The following is a 26,609-nucleotide window of genomic DNA, read 5'->3' as shown; positions in this document are numbered from 1 at the left end:
TCAAACCAAACGATAATTCCTCTTATTCAAACTGCCCCGCCCTGTTAGACTTTGCGCCCGCGTTTCACTCGTCCCGCAGGATTTCCGATGTTGTCGTTGCCTCTTCGCTTATGCGCTCTGTTCCTGGCCCTGGGCCTGAGTGCCTGCGATGACGCCCCGCGTTTCACCCAGGCCGAACCCGGCGAAGCCAAGTCCGGCGGCGGCGCGACGGTGCGCAAGGCTGATCAGAACGCGTTCTCCCTGCCTTCGGCCAACCTGCCCCCCTCGCGACGCGTGGATTTCAGCGTCGGTAACAGTTTCTTCCGCAGCCCGTGGGTGATTGCGCCCTCGACCACGACCGCCCGCGACGGCCTCGGACCGCTATTCAATACCAACGCCTGCCAGAATTGCCATATCAAGGATGGACGCGGCCATCCACCGGCACCCGATGCGAGCAGCGCGGTATCGATGCTGGTGCGCCTGTCGATTCCTGACGCGCCCCCCTACGCCAAGGTCATCGAGCAGCTCGGCGTCGTGCCGGAGCCGGTCTATGGCGCGCAATTGCAAGACATGTCGGTTCCTGGCGTCGCGCCGGAGGGCAAGGTACGAGTCGACTATACCCCGGTGCCGGTGCGTTTTGCCGACGGCACCGTCGTGGAGCTGCGCAAGCCGGCCTTGCAGATCACTCGATTGGGTTATGGCCCGATGCACCCCGACACGCGTTTTTCGGCCCGCGTCGCCCCGCCCATGATCGGCCTGGGTTTGCTCGAGGCCATCCCTGAAGACGCCATCCTGGCGAATGCCCAGGCTCAGGCGCGGGCGAAAAACGGTATCGCCGGCCGTCCGAACATGGTCTGGGACGATGTCCAGCAAAAGGCCGTGCCGGGGAGGTTCGGCTGGAAGGCCGGCCAGCCGAACCTCAATCAACAGAACGTTCATGCGTTTTCCGGGGACATGGGCCTGACAACCAGTCTGCGGCCGTTCGACGATTGCACCGAGGCCCAGGCCGATTGCAAACGCGCGCCCAACGGCAACGGCCCACAGGGCGAGCCGGAAGTCAGCGATAACATCCTGCGCCTGGTGTTGTTCTACAGTCGCAACCTCGCGGTGCCGGCCCGCCGCGATGTGGATTCGCCCCAGGTGCTGGCGGGCAAGAATCTGTTTTTCCAGGCGGGCTGCCAATCCTGCCACACCCCCAAATACACTACGTCCGCCAATGCTGCCGAACCAGAGCTGGCGAACCAGGTCATCCGCCCCTACACCGACCTGCTGCTGCACGACATGGGCGAAGGCCTGGCTGACAACCGCAGCGAGTTCAAGGCCAGCGGTCGTGACTGGCGGACCCCGCCGCTCTGGGGCATCGGCCTGACCGAGACCGTCAACGGCCATACCCAATTCCTGCACGACGGTCGCGCCCGCAACCTGCTCGAAGCCGTGCTGTGGCATGGCGGCGAAGCCCAGGCGGCGCAGCGACAGGTTCTAGCATTCAATGCCGAGCAGCGCGCTGCGTTGTTGGCTTTCCTGAATTCTCTTTAAACTTGATTTCCGAAACGGGAGCCCGACATGTTCCGTCCCAAGCTGTTATTCACCAGTCTCGCCGCCATCGCCCTCGGCGCTTGCTCGCCCCAGGACCCGCAGGCGGTCACGTCGGCCGCCATTGCCAAGCAGGTGATCCTGCCGACCTACAGCCGCTGGGTCGAAGCTGACCGGCAGTTGGCGACCAGCGCCCTGGCGTTCTGCCAAGGCAAGGAAAACCTGGAAACCGCGCGCGCCGATTTCCTCAAGGCGCAAAAAGCCTGGGCAGAGCTGCAACCGCTGCTGATCGGTCCGCTGGCCGAGGGCAACCGCGCCTGGCAGGTGCAATTCTGGCCCGACAAGAAGAACCTGGTCGGTCGCCAGGTCGAGCAATTGGTCAACAGCCAGCCGCAGATCGACGCCGCCGGCCTGGCCAAGTCCAGCGTGGTCGTGCAAGGGCTTTCGGCCTATGAATACCTGTTGTTCGACGCGAAAATCGACATGGCCGACAGCGCTCAGAAAGCCAAGTACTGCCCGCTGCTTACCGCCATCGGCGAACGTCAGAAGCAACTGGCCGAAGAAATCCTGTCGGGCTGGAACAGCAACGACGGCATGCTCGCCCAGATGAGCAAGTTTCCCAACCAACGCTACGCCGATTCCCACGAAGCGATCGCCGATCTGCTACGGGTCCAGGTCACTGCGCTGGACACCCTGAAGAAAAAACTCGGTACGCCGATGGGCCGCCAGAGCAAGGGCGTGCCGCAACCATTCCAGGCCGACGCGTGGCGCAGCCAGTCTTCGCTGCAAGGGCTGGAAGCCAGCCTGAAAGCCGCCAGGACCGTGTGGGCCGGCGTCGACAACAAAGGCCTGCGCGGCCTGCTGCCAAGCGACCAGAAACCGCTGGCCGACAAAATCGACGCTGCCTACGACGCGTCGCTGAAGCTTTTTGCCAGCAGCCAACGCTCGCTTACCGAAATGCTCGGCGACGACGCCGGGCGCCAGCAACTCAACGAGTTGTACGACAGCCTCAACGTCGTCCACCGCCTGCATGAAGGCGAATTGGCCAAGGCGCTGGGCATTCAACTGGGCTTCAACGCCAACGACGGTGACTGATCATGTTTCGACGTCAGGCTCTGGCGCTCGGCAGCTTGCTGCTGGGCGCGGTTACCCTGGGCGGCTGGACGCTGTTCAAGCAAAAGGACAAGAGTCCGCTGCTGCTTTCGGCACGGGACGATGGTGAAGGCAATCACTTCGCCGTCGGCTATCGATTGGACGGCACCCGGGTGTTCGCCACCCAGGTCGGCCAGCGCTGCCATGACATCATCAATCACCCGACGCTGCCGATCGCGTTTTTCGTTGCCCGCCGTCCAGGCACCGAAAGCTATCTGATCGACCTGCGCGACGGCAGGCTGCTACAAACCATCGCCTCGCGGCCGAACCGGCATTTCTACGGCCATGCGGTGATCCACAAGGGTGGCGAATGGTTGTACACCACGGAGAACGACACTCGCGATCCGGGCCGCGGCCTGCTGGGCATGTACCGCTTCGAAGGCGAGCGGCTGGTGCACAGCGGCGAAATTCCAACCCATGGCATCGGTCCTCATCAGGTGTCGTGGATGCCCGACGGCGAGACGCTGGTGGTGGCCAACGGCGGCATCCGCACCGAGGCCGAGAGCCGGGTCGAGATGAATCTCGATGCCATGGAACCCAGCCTGGTGCTGATGCAGCGCGACGGCACGTTGTTGAGCAAGGAAACCCTCCCTCAGCAAATGAACAGCGTGCGCCATTTGGGCATTGCCAGCGACGGGACCATCGTCTCCGGCCAGCAATTCATGGGGGCGGCCCACGAGCCGTCGGAACTGCTGGCGATCAAGCGCCCGGGCCAACCCTTCAAGGCGTTCCCGGTGCCCGAATACCAATTGCAAGCCATGGGGCACTACACCGCCAGCGTCGCCGTGCACAGCGAACTGCGCCTGGTGGCCCTGACGGCTCCACGGGGCAACCGCTTTTTCATTTGGGACCTGGATAGCGGCGAGGTTCGCCTGGACGCGCCTTTGCCGGATTGCGCCGGAGTCGGCGCGGTGGCCGACGGCTTCGTCGTGACGTCGGGCCAAGGGCGCTGCCGCTACTACGATTGCCGTCAATCACAATTGGTTGCAAAACCGCTGGACCTGCCGGCAGGGCTCTGGGACAACCATTTGCACCTGGCCTGAGCGAGGGAGCGAAGGGCGTCGGTGCAAGGCGCCCTGATTTTTCGGAACAATCCTACACCCCACCGACCCTAGAGCATCTGGAATACCCCGCGCACTCAGGGTAATGTGCCCGCCTATCTGTATTTTCTCTCAGCTCTTTTCCAAGGAAGTGGAACATGCTGCGACGCCGCATGCTGATCATGTTGGGTGTTGTCCTGCTGGTGGTGCTGTTGCTGGCAGGCTACAAGGCCTTCTCCATCTACCAGCAGATCCAGATGTTTTCTGCCCCGAAACCACCAGTCAGCGTTGCCGTGGCCAAGGCCACCGAGCAGCCCTGGCAGTCTCGCCTGCCCACCGTCGGCAGCCTCAAGGCCTCGCAAGGCGTTGACCTGAGCCTGGAAATTGCCGGGACGGTACAAAAGCTTCAGTTCGAATCGGGGCAGAAGGTCAAGGCCGGCCAACCGCTCCTGCAACTGGACACCGAAGTCGAAAGCGCCCTGCTGGAAACCGCCCAGGCGGACCTTGGCCTGTCGCAGCTGGATTTCGGCCGGGGCCGGCAACTGGTAGGCAGCCAGGCGATTTCCAAGGGTGAGTTCGACCGGCTCTCAGCCCAGTTGAAGAAAAACCAGGCCACGGTCAACCAGCTCAAGGCCTCGCTGGCAAAGAAACACATCGTCGCGCCGTTCAGCGGCACCATCGGCATTCGCCAGGTGGACATCGGCGATTACCTGGCCAGCGGCACGGTGATCGCCACCCTGCAGGACCTCAGCAGCCTGTATGTGGATTTCTATGTCCCGGAACAGTCGGTGCCTCGACTCGCCGTGGCCCAACCCGTCAATGTCAATGTCTCGGCCTACCCAGGCCAGACGTTCGTCGGCACCATCAGCGCCATCAATCCCAAGGTCGAGGACAGCACCCGCAACGTGCTGGTGCGCGCGACCCTCGCCAACCCCGACGGCAAGCTGCTGCCCGGCATGTTCGCCGACCTGCAGGTGATCCTGCCGGACGTGGCTGCCGGGATCGTCGTACCGGAAAGCGCCGTGACCTACACCCTCTACGGCAACTCCATGTACGTAGTGACCCAGAAGAAAGCCGCCGACGGCAATGTCGAGAAAGATGACAAGGGCCAGCCGGTCCTGATTGCCGAGCGCCGCTTCGTCGAAACGGGAGAGCGCCGGGACGGGCAAGTCCTGGTGACCAAGGGCCTGCAAAGTGGCGAGGAAGTGGTCATCGGCGGCCAGATCAAGCTGGACAACGGTACGCCCGTCGCCATCAGTGACGACAAGACCCTGACCGAACAGAACAGCTCGCCGCGCGCGGACTGATCAAGGAACCCCCATGGCTTTTACCGATCCGTTCATCCGCCGCCCGGTGCTCGCCACCGTGGTCAGCCTGTTGATCGTGCTGCTGGGCTTCCAGGCCTGGAGCAAACTGCCCCTGCGTCAGTATCCACAAATGGAAAACGCGCTGATCACGGTGACCACCGCCTATCCGGGGGCCAACGCCGAGACCATCCAGGGCTACATCACCCAGCCGATGCAACAGAGCCTGGCCAGTGCCGAGGGCATCGACTACATGACCTCGGTCAGTCGGCAGAATTTCTCGGTGATCTCGGTCTATGCCCGCATTGGCTCCAACAGCGACCGGCTCTTCACCGAACTGCTGGCCAAGGCCAACGAAGTCAAGAACCAGTTGCCCCAGGATGCCGAGGACCCGGTGCTCAGCCGTGAGGCTGCCGATGCCTCGGCGCTGATGTACATCAGTTTCTTCAGCAAGGAACTGAACAACCCGCAGATTACCGACTACCTGTCGCGGGTGATCCAGCCGAAGCTGGCGACACTCCCCGGCATGGCCGAAGCGGAGATCCTCGGCAACCAGGTCTTTGCCATGCGCTTGTGGCTGGACCCGGTCAAGCTCGCGGGCTTTGGCCTGACCGCCGCCGACGTGACCAACGCCGTGCGCCAGCACAACTTCGTCTCCGCCGCCGGCGAGGTGAAAGGCGAATACGTCGTCACCAGCATCAACGCCAACACCGAACTAAAGTCCGCCGAAGCCTTCGCAGGCATACCCCTCAAGACCGACGGTGACAGCCGCGTCTTGCTACAGGACGTGGCGCGGGTGGAGATGGGCGCCGAAAACTACGACACCATCAGTTCCTTTGGCGGCACGCCCTCGGTGTACATCGGCATCAAGGCCACGCCCGGCGCCAACCCGCTGGATGTGATCAAGGAAGTTCGCAAGATCATGCCCGAGATGGAAGCCCAGCTTCCGACCAACCTCAAGGCCGAGATCGCCTACGACGCCACGCTCTTCATCCAGGCCTCCATCGACGAGGTGGTAAAAACCCTGTTTGAGGCGGTCCTGATCGTCATTGTCGTGGTGTTCCTCTTCCTCGGCGCCTTGCGTTCGGTGCTCATCCCGGTGGTGACCATTCCCCTGTCGATGATCGGGGTCATGTTCTTCATGCAGTTGATGGGCTATTCCATGAACCTGCTGACACTGCTGGCCATGGTGTTGGCGATCGGCCTGGTGGTGGATGATGCCATCGTGGTGGTGGAGAACATCCATCGACATATGGAGGAAGGCAAGACCCCGTTCGACGCTGCCATAGAAGGCGCCCGGGAAATCGCCATGCCGGTGGTTTCGATGACCATCACGCTGGCGGCGGTTTACGCGCCTATCGGCCTGCTCGAAGGCCTGACGGGCGCGCTGTTCAAGGAGTTCGCCCTGACCTTGGCCGGGGCGGTGGTGATATCCGGCATCGTCGCCCTGACCCTGTCGCCGATGATGTGCGCGATGCTGCTGCGCCATGACCAGAATTCCTCGGGGCTGGCCCATCGGCTGGACGTAATCTTCGAACGCCTGAAGAACCGTTACCAGCGCATGCTTCATGCCACGCTCGAAACCAGGCCCGTGGTGCTGGTGTTTGCGGTGATCGTGCTGCTGTTGATACCGGTATTGATCATGTTCACCAAGTCCGAGCTGGCGCCAGACGAAGACCAGGGCATCATATTCATGATGGCCAATGCACCAAAGACGACCAACCTCGATTACCTGAACGCCTATACCGATCACTTCATCACGATCTTCAAGGAATTCCCTGAGTACTATTCTTCCTTTCAGATCAACGGCTATAACGGCGTGCAGTCGGGCATCGGCGGGTTCCTGCTCAAGCCCTGGAACGAACGCAACCGCACCCAGATGGAGATCCTGCCGGAGGTCCAGGCCAAGCTGGAAAGCATCCCGGGCCTGCAGATCTTTGGCTTCAACCTGCCCTCGCTGCCGGGCACGGGCGAAGGGTTGCCCTTCGAGTTCGTCATCAATTCGCCGAAGGACTACACGACGCTTCTGCAAATTGCCGAGCGAGTCAAGAAACGGGCGCTGGAGTCCGGCAAGTTCGCCTTCATGGACATTGACCTGGCTTTCGACAAGCCCGAGGTCGTGGTGGATATCGATCGGGCCAAGGCTGCCCAGATGGGTGTTTCCATGCAGGACCTGGGCGGAACCCTGGCGACGTTGCTGGGCGAGTCGGAGATCAACCGCTTTACCCTGGAAGGACGCAGCTACAAGGTAATAGCCCAGGTCGAACGACCGTTCCGGGACAATCCGGACTGGCTGAACAACTACTACGTCAAGAATGCCCAGGGTGAATCGCTCCCGCTCTCGACGCTGATCAAGGTCAGCGACCAGGCACGACCGCGGCAACTGAACCAGTTCCAGCAGCTCAACGCCGTGACGATCTCGGGTTTCCCCACGGTGAGCATGGGCGAGGCCATCGAGACGGTCCGCCAGATCGCTCGCGAGGAAGCACCGGTGGGGTTCGCCTTCGACTACGCAGGGGCTTCACGCCAATTCGTACAAGAAGGCAGCGCGTTGTGGGGAACCTTCGCCCTGGCCCTGGCGATCATTTTCCTGGTGCTGGCGGCGCAGTTCGAGAGCTTCCGGGATCCGCTGGTAATCCTGGTGACGGTGCCCTTGTCAATCTGCGGCGCATTGATCCCGCTGTTCCTCGGCTGGTCGAGCATGAACATCTATACCCAGGTAGGCCTGGTGACGTTGATCGGGCTTATCAGCAAGCACGGCATCCTGATCGTCGAGTTCGCTAACCAGCTGCGCAAGGAACAAGGGCTGAGCCCGCGCGAGGCCGTGGAACAAGCCGCATCGATTCGTCTGCGGCCAGTGTTGATGACCACTGCGGCGATGGTATTCGGCATGGTGCCGTTGATCCTGGCCACCGGTGCCGGGGCGGTGAGCCGCTTCGACATCGGCACAGTGATCGCCACGGGAATGTCGGTGGGTACCTTGTTCACACTGTTCGTATTGCCTTGCGTCTACACCTTGCTGGCAAAACCGCAGAAGCGGTAACACAGGCTGCCGGAACAATGCTGACCTAAAAAAACAAAGGCCTCGCAAATGCGAGGCCTTTGTTTTAAGTCATGAAACTCAACTCTGCGGCTTCATGCCTTGAGACAGGCCAAACATGAACAACAGCAGATCGTTGTCCGGTTGGATCGCCTCGCTGGCCTTGGCAATCCGAGGCACAGGGCAATGGGCGCCCAACGTGGAGGCACTGAGAATCTGCGAGCGCGGCTGTTCCCATACCGCCACCGCCATTGACGTAACTGCCAGGGCTCCGATCAAGAACAAACCTCTAGCAATTTCTACTTTCATCGCTATAAACCTTTGATAGCGCTGCCAAACGCCGTTGTATAAAAGTAGACGAGTTTTTTCCAGTCGCCATCGTGGAACGACGAATGGCGCCGCAGCTGCCTCATGTCGTGGGCGGCCGCGCTGCGGGCAGTCAGGCGTTGACGGCATTTTTCCAGGTCCAGCAGTGCGATTTCAGCCTTGGCCGACTCGCCCTCCCCGGTTACACGCACGAATACGTGCTTGATATAAAGACAGCCATGCTGCCAGCGCCCTTTGTGCATGCGAGCCAGGTTTTCGGCCAACGCCTGGAGGATACGGTCATGCACCGCCTCGCCATGACGTTCGCGCCCACCCGCGGCGTACCATTGTTCGATTTCCTCGAAACCGTCCAACGCTTGGGTAACCAACAGCGCGCGCCATTTATGTACCGGGTCCCTCTGCGCACCGCAGAAAACCACCTGGGGCACCGTGACATTGAGTTCTGTCAGGGCCACCAAGGCTCGCTCTTCGCGCAAGACAGTCGGACGGCCGAAGGGGTGCAACAAGCTGCGGTAGATATGGCCGGTCTGGCGCTTGGAATAGAGCAATCCGTCGCCGTCGTTGATCCGTTGCACACCGCTTTCACCGCCCCGCCGCGTGTTGGGTTCCTCTACCCAGTCACCCCTTTGATTCCAAAAATGATCAAAGCAACTGCGAGAAGCCGCCGGGGCTTCTACTGCTTGTACAACCATGCCCATTACCCCTTGCGTAATACATAAACTCGCCACATGGCATAGAGCGGTAGGAAATCCAGTTGTTCCTGGATGCGGAAGCCAGCTTGTCGAAATTCGGCCTCCACTGTAGCAACCGGTAACACAAATCGGTTCTGGTAGTCTTTCTGCCCACGGGTTCGCTCAAGACGCTTGCGTTTCCAAGCCTTGAAATTGCCATCGACCCACAATGAAACGATGACGCTGTCGCGGCTGACACGCCCGAATTCACGCAGGATTGCCAGGCGATGCGCGGGTTCACCGATGTGGTGCAACAAACGCATGCAGAAAATGCTGTCAACGGCGTTATCAGGCAAGGCGATGTCGAACGCAGAAGTGTGCAAAGGTTGTACCCGTTTTACGACATCGGCGGGTTGGACGCTCATTGCTGTTTGCAGCATGGCTGCGGAATTGTCCGCGCCGATGATGACCCGGTTCGATTTCTCGGCCAACAAGGGCCAGAAACGTCCGGCGCCACAGGGAAGGTCCAGTACCAGGCCAGGGTCACCGGCCAGGGCCAAGGCGCGGCGCGCCAGTTGCTGGTCGCGCCGATTGGAGAGGCGGCGGCTGAACCCGCTGCGGTGTTTGTGGAAATATTGCCTGGCGTGTTGCTCGTCGTACTTTTCGGAAAAATCCAGCTTGATGGCTTTGGACATGGGGGGCCCTCCGTTGTTGATGGGCCCAGCCTATGAACAGATGTGTCATCGCCTCGTGAAAAAACCGTCATGGATCTGAACCAATCATTTCAAGGCTTTTCCGGGACGCACTTCAACCCTTTGGATTCAGCTCCACCTCGAAACGGCAACCGTTGGGCTCCATCGTACTGAGGCTCACTGTCCAGCCCTGGTCCTCGCAGATTCGCTGTACCAGCGAAAGGCCCAGCCCCAAGCCCTCGCCACGCTTTTCATTACCTCGCACGAATGGCTCGAACATCGCCTCGCGCTTCTCTTCGGGGATGCCCACGCCGCTGTCCTCGACCATGAACCCAGTGACCGTCAGGGAGACGCGGATAAACCCCTGGTCGGTGTAATGCAAGGCATTACGCAGCAAGTTGCCCATGACGGCGGTCAGGAATGTGGCGTTGTACAGCGTATCGGCCGTTTGCCCGGGCTCGAAGATCAACGTCAAACCTTTGGACTCGATCGGCGCGCGCCAGACACCGAGCAGGTTGTCCGCTACCTGTCCAAGGGTCGAGCGAGGGGAGATTCCATTGTCTTCGCGCTGGGCCCGGGCAAGCATGAGGAAGGTCTGCACCAACTCACGCATCTCCTCACTGGCCCGGTTGATGCGTTCAACCTGGGTACGCCCCCGCTGGTCAAGCGCCGGGTTTTCCAACAGCAATTCGCAAGACGTGGCCAGGACCATCAACGGCGTGCGCAATTCATGGCTGACGTCGCTGGTGAACAAACGTTCACGGGTCAAGGCTTGGCGCAATCGGCCCAACGTAGCGTCGAACGCCACGGCCAGCTCGCCCACTTCGTCGGCGGCATAGTCCGGCGCGAGCGGCGGGGCAAGTCCAAGGAGCTGGTCGCGATGCCGCACTTGGCGAGCCAGACGCACCACAGGTGCCATCACTCGACGTGCCAGCACCCATCCGAGGAATACCGCCAGCGCCAGGCTGAGCACGAAGCCCACCAACACCACGGCGAACAGTACCCGTTCGCGTTCCTCGAAATCGCTCTGGTCTTGCAACAATACGTAATGGCGACCGTCAACGATTTCCACCATCGCGTGGTAGGACAGTTGCTCACGAAACACTTCATGAAAACCCCGATCCAGGTGACGCAGGTCCTTGGGCAACTCGAAGTCACCCGGACCGCCGCTGAAATAGAACAACTGATCGGGTTCAGGCCGATGACTCCAGTCGGAGACGCTGTCCATCAGCAGCAGACGTTGCAGGTCACCGCCAAGGCCGGCGGAAATCAGTTTTTCCTCCACCAGGTGAACGGTTGCCACGATGCCCAGGGCAAATGCGCCCGCCACCAACGCGCTCATCAAGGCGAACGCGATGATGATCCGTTGGGCAAGGCTCTGCTTAAACTCCATCCCGGCCCTCGGCCAAGCGGTAACCGACGCCATGCACCGTGTGCAGCAGTGGTTTCTCGAACGGTTTGTCGATCACCTGGCGCAGTTGGTGGACGTGGCTGCGCAGGCTGTCGCTGTCCGGGCAATCATCGCCCCACAGGGCTTCTTCGAGGATTTCCCGGCGCAGCACGTGGGGGCTTTTCTGCATCAGTACCGCGAGCAACTTGAGGCCAACGGGGTTGAGCTTGAGCAACCGGCCCTCACGGGTCACTTCCAACGTGTCGAGGTCGTAGCTCAGGTCGCCGACCTGCAACGCGCGACGCCCGCCACCCTGGGCCCGACGCATCACCGCTTCGATCCGCGCGGCCAGCTCCGACAACGCAAAAGGCTTGACCAGGTAATCGTCAGCCCCGGACTTGAATCCCTGCAGGCGGTCGTCCAGCTGGTCCCGCGCGGTGAGCATGATCACCGGCGTATCACGCCGGGCGTCTTCACGCAGGCGCTTGCACAAGGTGTAGCCATCGATGCCTGGCAGCATGATGTCGAGCACGATCAGGTCGTAGTGCTCGGTCGCGGCCAGGTGCAAACCCGACAAACCATCCTGGGCACAATCGACGGTATAACCCTTGAGTCCCAGGTAATCGGCCAGGTTGGCCAGGATGTCGCGGTTGTCTTCGACCAATAGAATTCGCATGGGCATCTCTCCTGCACACGTAGGCAATCGTCGTGGCCCGCGCAGCTTAAGGCCAAGCGTGTTCCGCGGCTAGGGTTGTCTCGGCTGGGGTTGGGGCATTGACGAGTTTTTCACCCCGCATTCACGCCTGCCCAACGCGACGCGGACGAGACTGGGCGCAACCTGCTGCTCAAGAACATCCACAAAAGGTACTGTCCATGGTTTGCGCTAGCCTTCGCCCTGTTTCAAGGCCATTGAATTTCGGAATCGCGCTGGGGGTGCCTGTAGTTGTTGCGCTGATCCTGGTGGTGCTGGAACTGACTACGCTTGACATGGACCTTGCCAGGCTTTTCTACAGTGCGGCCGAGGGCGGATTCATCGGACGGCATAGTTTTTTTCTCGAAGACATCCTGCACGACCGGGCCAAGCAGATGGTTATCGTCTTCTGCATCCTGGCGGTCGCGGGGTTCATCGCTTCGTTTTTTGTCGATCGCCTCACACCGTTCAAGCGTGAACTCGGTTGCCTGGTCTTATCGCTAGCGCTGGCAACGGCGTTTGTCACGCCGCTGAAGGCCGTGACGGCGGTGCAATGCCCTTGGAGCCTGAAGGAGTTTGGCGGCAAGGAAACCTACAGTGAATTGCTGAGCCCGCGCCCGGCCACTGACAAGCCCGGCCGTTGCTGGCCCGGCGGACATGCCGCAACGGGGTTCACGCTGTTTGCGCTGTTCTTCGTATTACGCGACCGCCGTCCCCGCCTGGCCCGTCAATCACTGGTATTTGCCTTCGCACTGGGCACCGTTTTCTCCGTGGGTCGGATGATGCAAGGGGCGCATTTTTTCTCCCATAACGTGTGGACAGCGGTGTTCTGTTGGCTGATCTGCCTGGGGTGTTACTACTTCGTGCTGTATCGACCGGCTGCCATGGCTGATCGCGCAGCGCTGAACCAACCCGCTAACGCCTGAGCATGGGAATAACCCTGTGGGAGCGAGCTTGAACTGGCCTAATGATTTTGGACACTTCAATCGGGCGCTATGATAGCGCCCAAATCTGAGGTGTTTGGATATGCGTAAATCTTATTCGAGTGAGTTCAAGCTCAAGGCTGCCAGCATGGTGCTGGATGAAGGCCAGCCGGTTACCGAGGTCTGTGCCAGCCTAGATATCGGCCCCACTGCTCTGCGCCGCTGGGTCGATCAAGTGCAAAAAGAACGCCTGGGTTCGACCCCGGTAGGGGCCAAGGCGATTACTGCTGATCAGCGAGAAATCCAGAGGCTCAAAGCCCTACTCAGGGAGAAAGACCTGGACATTGAAATCCTAAAAAAGGCCAGTGCTCTCCTGCTTTTGGACGCCAAAGATCATTCACGCTGATCGATGAGCTGGACGAGCAATACGGCGTTAAAAGGTGTTGCCGGGCGTTTGGGATCAACCGCAGTAGTTTCTACGCCTGGCGCCAGCGCCAAGGCAGAGCAAATCCTGAACGGGACAAGCTCAAAGCCGCGCTGGTCAGGCACCACAGGGCGTCCAGAGAGTCGGCCGGCGCACGTACTTTGTCCAAGGAGCTAAAAGCCAAAGGGCATCGTATCGGACGTTATATGGCTCGCAGTTTGATGCGCGAAGCTGGCATCGCTAGTCGTCAGCGCAGGCGCCATAAGTACAAGTCGCCGGGCGTTGAGGCATTGGTGGCGCCGCACGTGCTCAAGCGAAAATTTGATGTAACGGCGGTTAACCAGGTGTGGTGTGGCGACGTGACTTACATCAAGGTCGGCAAGCGGTGGATGTACTTCGCCGCCGTTCTGGATCTGTACGCTCGGAGGATCGTGGGTTGGTCGTTCTCGATGATTTCTGATGCCAACCTGACCTGCGAAGCGCTACGCATGGCGGTTGAGCTACGCGGCCACCCCCAGGATGTGTTGTTTCATTCAGACCAAGGTTGTCAGTACACCAGTCATAAATTCCGAAACGAGCTTGTGAAACACGGGTTTAGGCAAAGTATGAGCCGTAAAGGCGAGTGCTGGGACAACGCCCCCATGGAGCGTTTCTTTGGTAGTTTGAAATCAGAGTGGGTTCCTGAAACGGGCTACAAACTGGAACATGAGGCCCGGGCAGACGTGCAGCGCTATGTCTCGCGCTACAACATCAGCAGGCCTCACAGCTACAACGACTACCGGTCGCCGGTCGCGAAGGAAAGGTTGGCGGCGTGAACCTTAATCGGTGTCCAAGATTACTTGACCAGTTCAGCTCGCTCGCGATTGCGGTGTGTCAGTTTCCATATCTGGCACTGATGTACCGTCATCGCGAGCAAGCTCGCTCCCACAGGTCCCCCCAGGAAAAATGCGCCCCCGCGCCAAAATCCAAGGCAATAAAAAACCCCGCTTGCTTTCGCAGGCGGGGTTTTTCGCTACAGGTGTAAGGCTGGCTTACATCATGCCGCCCATGCCACCCATGCCGCCCATGTCTGGCATGCCGCCGCCAGCTGGAGCGTCTTCCTTGATTTCAGCGATCATCGCCTCGGTGGTGATCATCAGGCTGGCAATCGACGAAGCCGCTTGCAGAGCCGAACGAGTCACTTTGGCTGGGTCCAGGATACCCATTTCGATCATGTCGCCGTATTCGCCGGTAGCAGCGTTGTAACCGTAGTTACCCGAACCCTGCTTGACCTTGTCGACCACTACGCTTGGCTCGTCGCCGGAGTTGGCAACGATCTGACGCAGAGGTGCTTCGACAGCGCGACGCAGCAGTTGGATACCGACGTTCTGGTCGTCGTTGTCGCCTTTCAGCTCGCTGATGGCTTGCAGAGCACGAACCAGTGCCACGCCGCCGCCAGGTACCACGCCTTCTTCAACGGCTGCGCGGGTTGCGTGCAGGGCGTCTTCAACGCGGGCTTTCTTCTCTTTCATTTCAACTTCGGAACCGGCGCCAACCTTGATCACCGCAACGCCGCCGGACAGTTTGGCCAGACGCTCTTGCAGTTTTTCACGGTCGTAGTCGGACGAGGTCTCGGCCACTTGTGCACGGATCTGGGTCACACGAGCCTGGATATCGGCATCGTTGCCAGCACCGTCGATCACGGTGGTGTTTTCCTTGGACAGGATCACGCGCTTGGCGTTACCCAGATGCTCCAGGGTGGTGCTTTCCAGGCTCAGGCCGATCTCTTCGGAGATAACGGTACCGCCGGTCAGAACGGCGATGTCCTGCAGCATGGCCTTGCGACGGTCGCCGAAGCCTGGAGCCTTGACGGCTGCAACCTTAACGATGCCACGCATGTTGTTCACAACCAGAGTCGCCAGGGCTTCGCCTTCGACGTCTTCAGCCACGATCAGCAGTGGGCGGCCGGCTTTGGCAACGGCTTCCAGCACTGGCAGCATTTCGCGGATGTTGGAGATCTTCTTGTCGACCAGCAGGATCAGCGGGCTGTCCAGCTCGGCAACCATGGTATCTGGCTTGTTGACGAAGTACGGGGACAGGTAGCCACGGTCGAACTGCATGCCTTCAACAACCGACAGTTCGTTTTCCAGGCCCGAGCCTTCTTCAACGGTGATCACGCCTTCCTTGCCGACTTTTTCCATGGCTTCGGCAATGATGTCGCCGATGGAGTTGTCGGAGTTGGCGGAAATGGTACCAACCTGGGCGATCGCCTTGGAGTCAGCGCAAGGCTTGGCCAGACCCTTCAGTTCCTTGACGATGGCGATGGTCGCCTTGTCGATGCCGCGCTTGAGGTCCATCGGGTTCATGCCGGCAGCGACGGCTTTCAGGCCTTCGTTGACGATCGACTGGGCCAGTACGGTCGCGGTGGTGGTACCGTCACCAGCGTCATCGTTGGCACGGGAGGCAACGTCTTTGACCAGTTGCGCGCCCATGTTTTCGAAGCGGTCCTTGAGCTCGATTTCCTTGGCTACGGAAACGCCGTCCTTGGTGATGGTCGGAGCGCCGAAGCTCTTCTCGATGATCACGTTACGGCCTTTCGGGCCCAGGGTCGCTTTTACTGCGTCAGCCAGGACGTTGACACCGGCGAGCATTTTCTTGCGGGCGGAATCGCCGAATTTAACTTCTTTAGCAGCCATGATCGATATTCCTTAAATACTTTGTAGTAGCGGGAAAATGAGCGGGGAAATCAGCCTTCGAGAACAGCGAGGATTTCGTTCTCGCTCATGACCAACAGGTCTTCGCCGTCGACTTTCACAGTGTTGCTGCCGGAGTAAGGGCCAAACACAACCTTGTCACCCACTTTCACGGCCGGCGCACGTACTTCACCGTTTTCCAGTGCCTTGCCTGGACCTACAGCGAGAACTTCACCGTGGTTGGCTTTTTCAGCAGCCGAACCTGGCAGGACGATACCGCCAGCGGTTTTCTTCTCTTCTTCGCTGCGACGGATGACGACGCGGTCATGCAGAGGACGAAGCTTCATTGTCGATCTCTCCTAATTTTGGTTTTCATCGGCCGGTGTAGTCCCGGCGGGTTTAACAAAAGCCGGCGGAGCCGGGGTGCGGTTCGTCAAGCGAACCGCGGAAGTCTGTCCAGTGTCGCCACCGGAAACCTTGCGGTGACCCATACATAAGGGCGTGCAAGTCGATTACAAGGGGCGGCGATGAAAATTTTTGCTTTACGAAGGCTCAAACGGACACGGCACCCGAAGGTGCCGTGCTGCTCGATAGTTGCTTGGGAAAGTTGATTGAAGGGTCACTTGGGATCGCGATGTTCGAATTCGCCTTCGATCACGTTCGGCTCGCGACCTACGGACTCCCTGGGGGCCGGGCCGCCCCGGGACTGAAGATCATCGGCGAACGCTCGCTGGCGCATCGCCTGCTCTTCGGCACGCTGGCGCATCTTGTTGGCGAGCAAGCGGCGGGTGAACGGCAACAACATGACCAGGCCCAGCACGTCGCTGATAAAACCAGGCAGGATCAACAGGCCGCCACCCAAGGCCAGCATCAGTCCTTCCAGCATGGTCTGCGCAGGCAGCTCGCCACGGTTCAGGCTTTCACGGGCACGCAACGCCGTGGCGAGGCCGGCGATGCGCAACACGAAGACGCCGAGCATCGAGCCGAGAATGACCAGCAACAGCGCCGGGAAGAACCCGATCGCACCGCTGACCTTGACGAATACGAACAGCTCCAACACCGGGAACAGCAGAAAGAGCAATAAAAATGGGCGCATCAAAGGGTTCCTCAACGCAAGAAGACCTTGCTATGAAAACCTAAATGACGTCGCCCTTTCGTGAATTCAAGCATCGACCTCGGCATTTTTTGGCCATTGCTCGGCGTGAGCCAGATAAACCAAGGCTTCGCGCACTTGTGTCGGCGTGTTGCAAGGGTTCGGAAACGCCAGCCAATACAGCCCTTGTCCGATGCGCAAGTGCATACCTTCGCTGTCGATGCCGACCAAACGCGCCGGTTCGTTTTTCGGCAGGCCGCTCAACTCCACGTAATGGGCGATGGCCTTGGCGTGATCAGCGTTCATATGGTCGATCATGCTGGTTTCAGCCTTGCCGGCGAACGGGTTGGAGAGGATTACCTGATCGATCCAGTGAATGGCGCCGAAACCCCCGATGTAGCGATGGCGCACCGGGTCGAGCACCCAGAAGTCGAAGTCGTGGGCCTTGTGATAGTTCTGCGACTCGGGAAAGTAGCGGTAATAACGCTCGGCGGCGGCATCGATGGCAACGCTATCTTCGAGTTTACGGGCCTCGGCCAGGTAGGTCAGGCGCCCCACGGCCTGTACATCCTCAGCGCCCCGCTCGCCCACCAGCATGGAACACTTGGGGTCTTTTTGCAGGTTGTGAGTGTGCTGGGCGATACGGCTGATCAAGACCAGCGGCCGGCCCTGGTCGTCCAGGCAATAGGGGACCACGGAGCCGAACGGAAAGCCGGGCATGGATTTGGAATGGGTGGAGAGCACTCCACGGTACTCCTTGAGCAACAGTTCCCGGGCATGCTTGGCTGCTTCGACGCTCAATTTATGACTCCTTTAATGAAATCCGTCTAGAAAACGATCAGGCGAGTGGAGTAATGTTCCAGACACCTCTGGACTGTCTCGCTTGCAGCCGGGCCAAACCCGCAAATCGAGCGCTACCTAAACAGTCCCTCCACCGCTGCGCCATCTGGACATGAGAATGCAACTCACTGACAAAATAATCATTATCACTGGCGGTTGCCAGGGCCTGGGGCGTTCCATGGCCGAGTATTTCGCCGGCAAGGGCGCGAAGCTGGCGCTGGTCGACCTCAATCAGGAGAAACTCGACCAAGCGGTCGCCGCCTGCGCCGCCAAGGGCGTCGAGGCTCGCGCCTACTTGTGCAACGTCGCCAATGAAGACCAGGTGATCGACATGGTGGCCCGCGTTGCGCAGGACTTCGGCGCGATCCATGGGCTGATCAATAACGCTGGCATCCTGCGCGATGGCCTGTTGCTCAAGGTCAAGGACGGCGAAATGACCAAGATGAGCCTGGCCCAGTGGCAGGCCGTGATCGACGTGAACCTTACAGGTGTGTTCCTGTGCACCCGTGAAGTGGCGGCCAAGATGGTCGAGCTGAAGAACAGCGGCGCGATCATCAATATCTCGTCGATCTCCCGCGCCGGCAACATCGGCCAGACCAACTACTCGGCCGCCAAGGCCGGCGTGGCCGCTGCCACCGTGACCTGGGCCAAGGAACTGGCGCGCTACGGCATCCGTGTGGCGGGCATCGCGCCGGGGTTCATCGAAACCGAAATGACCCTGGGCATGAAACCAGAGGCCTTGGAACGAATGACTTCGGTGATCCCGCTCAAGCGCATGGGCAAGCCTGAGGAGATCGCGCATTCGGCGGCCTACATCTTCGAAAACGACTACTACACCGGTCGGATCCTGGAGATGGATGGTGGAATGCGGATCTAAACCCACCGCCTAGCAAAATGTGGGAGCGAGCTTGCTCGCGATGGCGCCGGGTCAGCTTGCATCAATGTTGAAATGTCAGACCGCTATCGCGAGCAGGCTCGCTCCCACAGTGGATAGGGTTTCACTCTATCAATCGTCGCTGACGGTGATGTTCGGCATCACAGGCGACGCGGCTTCCTGCAATACGATCCGCGCGCCGACGTGGCGAGCCAGCTCCTGGTAGACCATGGCGATCTGGCTGTCCGGTTCGGCGATGACGGTTGGCTTGCCACCGTCTGCCTGTTCGCGGATCACCATCGACAACGGCAGCGAGGCCAGCAGTTCGACGCCGTACTGGGTTGCCAGTTTTTCCCCACCGCCTTCACCGAACAGATGCTCGGCGTGCCCGCAGTTCGAGCAAATGTGCACGGCCATGTTCTCCACCACGCCCAGCACCGGGATGTTCACCTTGCGGAACATCTCCACGCCTTTGCGCGCATCCAGCAAGGCCAGGTCCTGGGGCGTGGTGACGATCACCGCGCCGGCCACCGGGACTTTCTGTGCCAGGGTCAGCTGAATATCGCCGGTGCCTGGCGGCATGTCGATGACCAGGTAATCCAGGTCGCCCCAGGCGGTTTGCGTGACCAACTGCAACAAGGCGCCGGACACCATCGGCCCGCGCCAGACCATGGGGGTGTTGTCATCGATCAGGAACGCCATGGACATGACTTCCACGCGGTGTGACTGGATCGGCACGAACCATTTCTGATCCTTTATCTGTGGGCGAGTACCCTCGGCGATGCCAAACATGATGCCCTGGCTCGGACCATAGATATCCGCATCGAGAATCCCGACCTTCGCACCTTCACGGGCAAGCGCCAGCGCCAGGTTGGCGGCAGTGGTGGACTTGCCCACGCCGCCCTTGCCCGAGGCGACCGCGATGACATTCTTGACGTTCGCAAGTCCAGGCACTTGGGCCTGGGCCTTGTGAGCGGCAATGACGCTGGTCACTTCGACCTTGGCGGCCGTGACACCGTCCAGCCCCTCGATGGCCATTTGCAGCATTTGCGCCCAACCCTTCTTGAACAGATCGGCGGCGTAGCCGATTTCCAGATGGACAGTGACGCGATCGCCCTGGATATCGAGGGCCCGCACGCATCCGGCGCTGACCGGGTCCTGGTTCAGGTAAGGGTCGGTGTACTGGCGAAGGACGGCTTCCACCGCTGCGCGATTGACGGCGCTCATGGGCAACTCCGATAGCAAGACTTGAAAACAGGCCGCTATCCTACGCCGCACATGCTTTTGTGGCGACCCGATTACCATTCGAACGCTGACCTTCTTTGGCGAGGGGATTTATCCCCTCGCCAAAGGTTGGGCCTGTGCTCTCCAGCAATGCATCTGGAAACAGGCCCGTGGGGTGAAATATATTTCCCGGCGCTTTATAGTGGCCGACCTCCGTTTCATCAAGTAGCCGAGCCCCATGTCCGAGCCACGCAAGATCCTCGTCACCAGCGCCCTGCCCTACGCCAATGGTTCGATCCACCTTGGCCACATGCTGGAATACATCCAGACCGATATGTGGACGCGCTTCCAGAAACATCGCGGCAACCAATGCATTTATGTCTGCGCCGACGACGCCCACGGCTCGGCCATCATGTTGCGCGCGGAAAAAGAAGGCATCACCCCGGAACAACTGATCGCCAACGTCCAGGCTGAACACAGCGCCGACTTTGCCGAGTTCCTGGTGGACTTCGACAACTTCCACTCCACCCACGCCGAAGAAAACCGTGAGCTGTCGAGCCAGATCTACCTGAAGCTGCGTGACGCCGGGCATATTTCCACCCGGTCGGTGACCCAATATTTCGACCCGGAAAAGAAAATGTTCCTGGCCGACCGCTTCATCAAGGGCACCTGCCCGAAATGCGGCACCGAGGACCAGTACGGCGACAACTGCGAAAAATGCGGCGCCACCTACGCCCCGACCGACCTGAAAGACCCGAAATCGGCGATTTCCGGTGCAACCCCGGTGCTCAGGGACTCCCAGCATTTCTTCTTCAAGCTGCCGGATTTCCAGCAGATGCTGCAGACCTGGACCCGCAGCGGCACGCTGCAGGACGCGGTTGCCAACAAGCTCGCCGAGTGGCTCGACTCGGGCCTGCAGGAGTGGGACATTTCCCGCGATGCGCCGTACTTCGGCTTCGAGATCCCTGGCGAGCCAGGCAAGTATTTCTATGTGTGGCTGGACGCGCCCATTGGCTACATGGCGAGTTTCAAGAACCTCTGCGACCGCACCCCGGGGCTGGACTTCGACGCCTTCTGGGCCAAGGATTCCACTGCCGAGGTGTATCACTTCATCGGCAAGGACATCGTCAACTTCCACGCGCTGTTCTGGCCCGCCATGCTCGAAGGCGCCGGTTTCCGCAAACCGACCGGCATCAACGTCCACGGCTACCTGACCGTCAACGGCCAGAAGATGTCCAAGTCCCGCGGCACGTTCATCAAGGCGCGGACCTACCTGGACCACCTGTCGCCGGAATACCTGCGTTACTACTACGCCGCCAAGCTCGGCCGTGGCGTCGACGACCTGGACCTGAATCTCGAAGACTTCGTGCAGAAGGTCAACTCCGACCTGGTGGGCAAGGTCGTCAACATTGCCAGCCGTTGCGCCGGTTTCATCCACAAAGGCAACGCTGGCGTGCTGGTTGCCGGTAACGCCGCGCCGGAACTGACCGACGCCTTCCTCGCCGCCGCGCCAAGCATCGCCGATGCCTATGAGAGCCGCGACTTTGCACGCGCCATGCGCGAGATCATGGCCCTGGCCGACCGCGCCAACGCGTGGATCGCCGACAAGGCACCCTGGTCGTTGGCCAAGCAGGACGGCAAGCAGGATGAAGTCCAGGCGATCTGCGCCCTGGGCATTAACCTGTTCCGCCAACTGGTGATTTTCCTCAAGCCGGTGCTGCCGCTGCTGGCCGCCGATGCCGAAGCGTTCCTCAACGTCGCGCCCCTGTCCTGGAACGATCACCAGACCCTGCTGAGCGATCATCAGTTGAACGAGTTCAAGCCGCTGATGACCCGCATCGACGCGACCAAGGTGCAAGCGATGATCGACGCCTCCAAGGAAGACCTGGCCGCCAGCCAGACCGACACCGGCGGCCCGAGCGGCAACGGCGAACTGGCCAAGGACCCGCTGTCGCCTGAAATCGACTTCGACGCCTTCGCGGCGATCGACCTGCGCGTGGCGCTGATCGTCAAGGCTGAAGCGGTCGAAGGGGCCGACAAGCTGTTGCGCCTGACCTTGGACATCGGTGACGAGCAGCGCAACGTGTTCTCCGGCATCAAGAGCGCCTACCCTGACCCAGCCAAGCTTGAAGGCCGGCTGACGATGATGATCGCCAACCTCAAGCCACGCAAAATGCGTTTCGGTATTTCCGAGGGCATGGTGATGGCGGCGGGCCCCGGCGGCGAAGAGATCTACCTGCTAAGCCCCGATAGCGGCGCCAAGCCGGGCCAGCGGATCAAGTAACGCAACTGCACGCGGCACCGATCCCACAGTCGCTAACGAGTGACTGTGGGATTTTCATATCTGGCTCGCCGTCACGGTGTGCCGGATAATGCCCATCCTGTCACAGGCCCTATCGCCCCATAGCCATGACCGAAATCCTCTTATCCCTGTTGAGCGCGGCCCTGATCAACAACCTGGTGTTGCATTGGCCGCTGGGCGTCGATCCGTTGCTGGCAGCCAAGGGTCGAAGCCAGGTGCATGCCCTGGGCCTGGCGACGGCGTGCCTGATGCTCTGTGTCGGGAGCGTGGGCTATCTGATCGACCAATGGTTGCTGGTCCCGGCCGGCCTGGCGTCAATGCGGCTCTTGCTATGGCTGCCCCTGAGTGTCTTGCTGATCAGGCCGGTGCTGGGGCTGCTGAAGCACTGGCTGCCCATGCTGCCGCTTGCTGGCTTGTGGCCGCTGCTACTCGGCAATGTCGGCATATTGGGCGTCACGCTGCTCAATAGCCGGGAGGCCACCGGCCTGGGCCACGCCATGTCCTTGAGCCTGGGTGGTGGACTGGGTTTCTGGCTGGTGTTGAGCCTGTTCGAAGACTTGCGACAGCGAATCCACGACAACGATATTCCCATGCCCTTGCGGGGGCTGCCGATCCAACTGATCAGCGCCGGCCTGATGGCAGTGGCGTTTCTCGGATTGCGCGGGCTGGTCAAGACATGAACCTGATTCAACACATCGATGCCCTGCTTCCGCAAACTCAATGCGGCAAGTGCGGTCACCCCGGGTGCAAGCCCTATGCCGAAGGGATCGCCCAGGGTGAGCCGATCAACAAATGTCCGCCTGGCGGACGGGAAACCATCGCAGCCTTGGCCGAACTGATGCGGGTGCCGGCCTTGGAGCTGGACGCCAGTCGCGGCGCGGCACCGGCGCAAATCGCGTTTATCCGGGAAGCCGAATGCATCGGCTGCACCAAGTGCATCCAGGCCTGCCCGGTGGATGCGATTGTCGGCGCGGCAAAGCTGATGCACACCGTTCTCATCGACGAATGCACCGGCTGTGATCTTTGCGTGGCGCCTTGCCCGGTGGATTGCATCGAGATGCGGCCATTGCCGGTGGCGACGGTAACGCCGATCGTGGGAGGACTCGCCTCCAGCGACGAGGAGCGGCAAGCGCGAGCCGCCAAGCGCAATCACGCTCGTCAGCGTTTCGAGCAACGCAACGCGCGCTTGCGTCGTGAAGATGAGGCGCGCCAAGCCGAGCGCCTGGCCAGAATCCAGCGGAACGCCCAACCGGCCCGGGCGCAGCCACTCGATCCCGTGCAGGCAGCATTGGAGCGAGTGCGCGCGCAGAAAGCCGCCACTGCGGATGCCGCCCTGAAGAAAGCCAAGGTCGATTTGGCCATGAGTCGGGCACAGTTGCACAAGTCCTTGAGAGCGTTCGGCCATCCGCCGACCTACGAGCAACAGTCACGGCTGATCGTGCTGCAACGTCAGTTCGAAGCGGCAGAACAGGCATTGGCCCAACTGGAAAGCGCTGCGTCGCCCGCCACGCCGGCACCGGCACCGGCACCGGTGCCGGCAAATGACGCCGAACTGAAGCGGGCCAAGATTCAGCTGGCGATGCGTCGCGCCGAACTCAGCAAGGCCCGGGCGGCCGCTGCCTCTGCGGAGCAGCTTCAAGCATTGGAGCAAGCCGTCAAGGACGCCGAGCGGCAGGTGGATGTCCATGCCGCTCGCTGATCCGCTGGACGAACGGCTGCGCCAGGCGATGCGGCGTGTACTGCTGGCGACGTTGCCCGGCGTACTGGCCTCGATGTGGTTCTTTGGTTGGGGTGTGTTGCTGAACCTGTTGTTGTCCGGGCTGACCGCGCTGGCGATCGAGGCGCTGATATTGCGTTTGCGGCGACGACCCATCAAGCCAGACCTGGGCGACGGCAGCGCGTTGGTCAGTGCCACCTTGCTGGCCCTGGCCTTGCCAGCGTATTGCCCTTGGTGGCTGACCGTCACGGCGGTCGCCTGCGCCTTGTTGTTTGGCAAGCACCTTTGGGGTGGGGTCGGCAGCAATCCGTTCAACCCAGCAATGCTCGGGTATGCCCTGGTACTGATGGCGTTCCCCCAATACATGAGCCAATGGCCAACGACCCATGGCCTGGGCCTGATGGACGGTTTGCGCCTGGTCGCCGACATGGGCCAGCCCCCCGATGGCTGGGCCGGCGCCACCGCGTTGGACAGCCTGCGGGTAAACACCAGCCTGACCATCGACGAGCTGTTTGCCAGCGACCCGGCGTTCGGCCGCTGGGGCGGACACGGTGTGGAGTGGATCAACCTGGGGTTCCTTGCCGGCGGCCTGTTCCTGTTGCAACAACGGATTTTCACGTGGCACGCCCCCGTGGGCATGCTGGCCAGCCTGTTCACCGTCAGCCTGTTGTTCTGGAACGGTTCGGGCTCGGATTCCCACGGTTCGCCACTGTTTCATCTGCTGACCGGCGCAACCATGCTCGGCGCGTTTTTCATCGTGACCGAACCCGTGTCGGGCGCCAAAGCCCCGTTTGCCCGACTGTTGTTCGGCGTAGGCGCGGGGCTGCTGGTCTACGTGATCCGCGCCTGGGGTGGGTTGCCGGACGGCATAGCGTTTGCGGTGTTGTTGATGAATCTCGGCGTGCCGGCCCTGGAGCGCTTCGTCGAGGCACGACAAAGGCGCCCGCTGACATGAAAAAAATCGCCGGCGTTGCGATCCTGGTGTTGCTTGGCGGCCTTGCCATCGGCGCCACGTACCTGGTGCAAACCGGCACCGCCGGGCGCATCGAGGCGCAGCGCCAAGCCATCGCCAACCGGACCTTGCTCGACATACTGCCGCCCGACCGTTACGACAATCAGCCGATGGCGCAACCGCTCATCGCGGCTCCGGTGACGCTGCCCCGCAGCACATTGCTGGGCGCTTACCTGGCAACTCGCGACGCAGTGCCCAGCGCCGTGTTGCTAAGCAGCCAGGTACAGGGCTACGAGGGCAGCATCGAGCTACTGATCGCCGTGGATCCGACAGGACGCGTATTGGGCGTAAAAACCCTGCGCCAGTCGGAAACTCCCGGCCTCGGCGCGGCGATAGCCGGCTGGCCGAATGCCTGGCTGCAAACCTTCGAGGGCAAGTCGAGCCAGGTGCCTGCCGATGAGAGTTGGGCGTTGAAAAAGGATCACGGCCAGTTCGACCAGTTGGCTGGCGCGACGGTCACATCCAGGGCGGTGCTCCAGGCTGTCCACGATGCGTTGCGTTACTTCGACGGGCATAAGACGCAGCTGACGGGAGCGATCAGTCATGAATAACTCCATACCCTGGTCCCGCGGCCTCGTGCTCGTTCCTCTGGTGGGAGCCAGCGACTCGCTGGTGAATGCGCTGGTCCTGTGGCTCGCCTGGGTCTTGATCAGCCTCGCCCACGGCTCGACACTGGCATTGCTGGGGCCGCGCCTCACGGACCGCCAGCGACTCATCGCATCCTGCGTCGTGGCCGCCGCCATGACCGCCTGCGCCGACCTCCTCGTCCAGGCCTGGATGTTGGAGCGCCATGGCGCGCTGAGCATGTACACCGCATGGATCGCACTGAGCTGCGTGACCCTGGAACAAACCGCTGTCGTCGAGCGCCGCTGGCTTGCTCACCTCAGGTTGGCGGCGCAGTTCGGCCTCTTGATCGTCAGCCTGGGCGCTTTGCGCGAGCTGATCGGCAGAGGCGTGCCAATGGCCCTGCTCGCCCCCGGCGGATTCATTCTGCTCGGCCTGCTGCTCGCCGCCTATCAAGCCTGGACAGGCATCAAACCCCGTTCGACCCAAGAGGAAACGCCGCGCCCATGAACGCCGCAAAACGTCTGGAAATCTTTCGTCGTTTTCATGAAGACAACCCCGAGCCAAAGACCGAACTGGCCTACTCTTCCCCTTTCGAGTTGCTGATCGCGGTGATTCTATCGGCCCAATCCACCGACGTCGGTGTCAACAAAGCCACGGCCAAGCTTTTTCCCGTAGCCAATACACCGCAGGCGATCCTTGCCTTGGGCGTCGAAGGGCTGTCCGAGTACATCAAGACCATCGGGCTTTTCAACAGCAAGGCGAAAAACGTGATCGAGACCTGTCGCCTGCTAATCGAGCGTCACGGCGGTGAGATTCCCCAGTCCCGCGAAGCGCTGGAAGCTCTTCCAGGTGTCGGTCGCAAGACCGCCAATGTGGTTCTCAATACCGCATTCCGTCAATTGACGATGGCCGTCGACACCCACATTTTCCGCGTCAGTAACCGGACTGGGCTGGCGCCGGGCAAGAACGTGGTGGAAGTGGAAAAGAAGCTCATGAAATTCGTTCCCAAGGATTACCTTCTGGATTCACACCACTGGCTGATCCTGCATGGGCGTTACGTCTGCCTGGCCCGCAAGCCCCGTTGCGGGAGCTGCCGGATCGAAGACCTATGTGAATATAAGCACAAGACATCGGACGATTGA

At 60.8% G+C, this 26,609-nt stretch carries 26 protein-coding genes; 16 read left to right on the top strand and 10 right to left on the bottom strand.

Going from position 1 to position 26,609, the window contains the following annotated elements:
* Window positions 1–87 precede the first annotated feature (87 nt).
* The 5 genes from J3Q04_RS06280 to J3Q04_RS06260 all read left to right on the top strand — a co-directional run bounded on the left by J3Q04_RS06280 (window position 88) and on the right by J3Q04_RS06260 (window position 8,051).
* A complete protein-coding gene (locus tag J3Q04_RS06280) occupies window positions 88–1,515 on the top strand; it encodes a di-heme oxidoredictase family protein (RefSeq protein ID WP_434560273.1) in 1,428 nt (475 codons plus the stop codon).
* A gap of 27 nt (window positions 1,516–1,542) precedes the next feature.
* A complete protein-coding gene (locus tag J3Q04_RS06275) occupies window positions 1,543–2,607 on the top strand; it encodes an imelysin family protein (protein ID WP_434607385.1) in 1,065 nt (354 codons plus the stop codon).
* A gap of 2 nt (window positions 2,608–2,609) precedes the next feature.
* Window positions 2,610–3,707, top strand: coding sequence for a DUF1513 domain-containing protein (locus J3Q04_RS06270; RefSeq protein ID WP_420765199.1), 1,098 nt, complete (start codon window positions 2,610–2,612; stop codon window positions 3,705–3,707).
* 155 nt (window positions 3,708–3,862) lie between these two features.
* Entirely contained in the window at window positions 3,863–5,011 is a 1,149-nt protein-coding gene (locus J3Q04_RS06265) for an efflux RND transporter periplasmic adaptor subunit (protein ID WP_420765200.1), read from the top strand.
* A gap of 13 nt (window positions 5,012–5,024) precedes the next feature.
* Window positions 5,025–8,051 (top strand): multidrug efflux RND transporter permease subunit, encoded by a 3,027-nt coding sequence (locus J3Q04_RS06260; protein WP_420765201.1) that lies wholly within the window; start codon window positions 5,025–5,027, stop codon window positions 8,049–8,051.
* Between the two features lie 78 nt (window positions 8,052–8,129).
* Here J3Q04_RS06260 and J3Q04_RS06255 read toward each other — a convergent pair whose 3' ends face one another.
* The 5 genes from J3Q04_RS06255 to colR all read right to left on the bottom strand — a co-directional run bounded on the left by J3Q04_RS06255 (window position 8,130) and on the right by colR (window position 11,804).
* A complete protein-coding gene (locus J3Q04_RS06255; protein ID WP_434607388.1) occupies window positions 8,130–8,357 on the bottom strand; it encodes a hypothetical protein in 228 nt (75 codons plus the stop codon).
* Window positions 8,358–8,359: 2 nt separating this feature from the next.
* Entirely contained in the window at window positions 8,360–9,067 is a 708-nt protein-coding gene (locus tag J3Q04_RS06250; protein ID WP_420765203.1) for a lipopolysaccharide kinase InaA family protein, read from the bottom strand.
* Between the two features lie 5 nt (window positions 9,068–9,072).
* On the bottom strand, window positions 9,073–9,741 hold the full coding sequence (locus J3Q04_RS06245; RefSeq protein WP_420765204.1) for a class I SAM-dependent methyltransferase: 669 nt from the start codon (window positions 9,739–9,741) through the stop codon (window positions 9,073–9,075).
* A 112-nt stretch (window positions 9,742–9,853) separates the two neighbouring features.
* Window positions 9,854–11,131: a sensor histidine kinase gene (locus tag J3Q04_RS06240; RefSeq protein ID WP_420765205.1), complete on the bottom strand. Its 1,278-nt coding sequence runs from the start codon at window positions 11,129–11,131 to the stop codon at window positions 9,854–9,856.
* The gene (gene colR / locus J3Q04_RS06235; protein ID WP_039591775.1) at window positions 11,121–11,804 is read right to left on the bottom strand and encodes a two-component system response regulator ColR; all 684 of its coding nucleotides are present in this window, start codon (window positions 11,802–11,804) and stop codon (window positions 11,121–11,123) included. Before colR ends, J3Q04_RS06240 begins: the two co-directional genes overlap by 11 nt.
* Before the next feature lie 197 nt (window positions 11,805–12,001).
* Between colR and J3Q04_RS06230 the strand changes: the two genes are divergently transcribed.
* The 3 genes from J3Q04_RS06230 (at window position 12,002) to J3Q04_RS06220 (ending at window position 13,981) form a co-directional block, all read left to right on the top strand.
* Window positions 12,002–12,745: a phosphatase PAP2 family protein gene (locus tag J3Q04_RS06230; RefSeq protein ID WP_434607391.1), complete on the top strand. Its 744-nt coding sequence runs from the start codon at window positions 12,002–12,004 to the stop codon at window positions 12,743–12,745.
* A gap of 100 nt (window positions 12,746–12,845) precedes the next feature.
* Window positions 12,846–13,148, top strand: coding sequence for a transposase (locus tag J3Q04_RS06225; RefSeq protein WP_014717988.1), 303 nt, complete (start codon window positions 12,846–12,848; stop codon window positions 13,146–13,148).
* Complete coding sequence (locus J3Q04_RS06220) at window positions 13,145–13,981, top strand: IS3 family transposase (RefSeq protein WP_434611567.1); 837 nt, start codon at window positions 13,145–13,147, stop codon at window positions 13,979–13,981. Before J3Q04_RS06225 ends, J3Q04_RS06220 begins: the two co-directional genes overlap by 4 nt.
* A 216-nt stretch (window positions 13,982–14,197) precedes the next feature.
* Here the strand turns inward: J3Q04_RS06220 and groL are convergent, their stop codons facing one another.
* The 4 genes from groL to J3Q04_RS06200 form a co-directional block, all read right to left on the bottom strand.
* Entirely contained in the window at window positions 14,198–15,841 is a 1,644-nt protein-coding gene (groL, locus tag J3Q04_RS06215) for a chaperonin GroEL (protein ID WP_030142514.1), read from the bottom strand.
* Window positions 15,842–15,891: 50 nt separating this feature from the next.
* Window positions 15,892–16,185, bottom strand: a complete 294-nt coding sequence (locus J3Q04_RS06210) for a co-chaperone GroES (protein WP_039591772.1) — start codon at window positions 16,183–16,185, stop codon at window positions 15,892–15,894.
* Window positions 16,186–16,457: 272 nt separating this feature from the next.
* A complete protein-coding gene (locus J3Q04_RS06205) occupies window positions 16,458–16,934 on the bottom strand; it encodes an FxsA family protein (protein WP_434607394.1) in 477 nt (158 codons plus the stop codon).
* Between the two features lie 66 nt (window positions 16,935–17,000).
* Window positions 17,001–17,732 (bottom strand): HugZ family protein, encoded by a 732-nt coding sequence (locus J3Q04_RS06200; RefSeq protein WP_434607396.1) that lies wholly within the window; start codon window positions 17,730–17,732, stop codon window positions 17,001–17,003.
* Between the two features lie 157 nt (window positions 17,733–17,889).
* On the opposite strand from J3Q04_RS06200, the gene J3Q04_RS06195 reads away from it, so the two are divergent.
* Complete coding sequence (locus tag J3Q04_RS06195; RefSeq protein WP_420765210.1) at window positions 17,890–18,648, top strand: SDR family oxidoreductase; 759 nt, start codon at window positions 17,890–17,892, stop codon at window positions 18,646–18,648.
* A 129-nt stretch (window positions 18,649–18,777) separates the two neighbouring features.
* Here J3Q04_RS06195 and apbC read toward each other — a convergent pair whose 3' ends face one another.
* Window positions 18,778–19,872, bottom strand: coding sequence for an iron-sulfur cluster carrier protein ApbC (apbC, locus tag J3Q04_RS06190; protein ID WP_434607398.1), 1,095 nt, complete (start codon window positions 19,870–19,872; stop codon window positions 18,778–18,780).
* Between the two features lie 235 nt (window positions 19,873–20,107).
* Between apbC and metG the strand changes: the two genes are divergently transcribed.
* From metG to nth, 7 genes are all read left to right on the top strand, one after another.
* Window positions 20,108–22,153, top strand: coding sequence for a methionine--tRNA ligase (gene metG / locus J3Q04_RS06185; RefSeq protein ID WP_420765212.1), 2,046 nt, complete (start codon window positions 20,108–20,110; stop codon window positions 22,151–22,153).
* A gap of 125 nt (window positions 22,154–22,278) precedes the next feature.
* Entirely contained in the window at window positions 22,279–22,851 is a 573-nt protein-coding gene (locus J3Q04_RS06180) for an Rnf-Nqr domain containing protein (RefSeq protein ID WP_420765213.1), read from the top strand.
* Window positions 22,848–23,870, top strand: coding sequence for an electron transport complex subunit RsxB (gene rsxB / locus J3Q04_RS06175; RefSeq protein WP_434607401.1), 1,023 nt, complete (start codon window positions 22,848–22,850; stop codon window positions 23,868–23,870). The genes J3Q04_RS06180 and rsxB overlap by 4 nt, the downstream gene beginning before the upstream one ends.
* The gene (locus J3Q04_RS06170) at window positions 23,857–24,843 is read left to right on the top strand and encodes an RnfABCDGE type electron transport complex subunit D (RefSeq protein ID WP_434607403.1); all 987 of its coding nucleotides are present in this window, start codon (window positions 23,857–23,859) and stop codon (window positions 24,841–24,843) included. Before rsxB ends, J3Q04_RS06170 begins: the two co-directional genes overlap by 14 nt.
* A complete protein-coding gene (locus J3Q04_RS06165) occupies window positions 24,840–25,451 on the top strand; it encodes an RnfABCDGE type electron transport complex subunit G (RefSeq protein ID WP_434607405.1) in 612 nt (203 codons plus the stop codon). Before J3Q04_RS06170 ends, J3Q04_RS06165 begins: the two co-directional genes overlap by 4 nt.
* Entirely contained in the window at window positions 25,444–25,974 is a 531-nt protein-coding gene (locus tag J3Q04_RS06160) for an Rnf-Nqr domain containing protein (protein WP_434607407.1), read from the top strand. The genes J3Q04_RS06165 and J3Q04_RS06160 overlap by 8 nt, the downstream gene beginning before the upstream one ends.
* Window positions 25,971–26,609: an endonuclease III gene (gene nth, locus J3Q04_RS06155; protein WP_420765218.1), complete on the top strand. Its 639-nt coding sequence runs from the start codon at window positions 25,971–25,973 to the stop codon at window positions 26,607–26,609. The genes J3Q04_RS06160 and nth overlap by 4 nt, the downstream gene beginning before the upstream one ends.

Origin of the sequence: Pseudomonas sp. D4-21, from assembly GCF_051132125.1 — a bacterium.
Lineage (GTDB): Bacteria > Pseudomonadota > Gammaproteobacteria > Pseudomonadales > Pseudomonadaceae > Aquipseudomonas.
The sequence above is the reverse complement of the archived record's forward strand: the minus strand, read 5'-3'. Positions and strand labels throughout refer to the sequence as shown.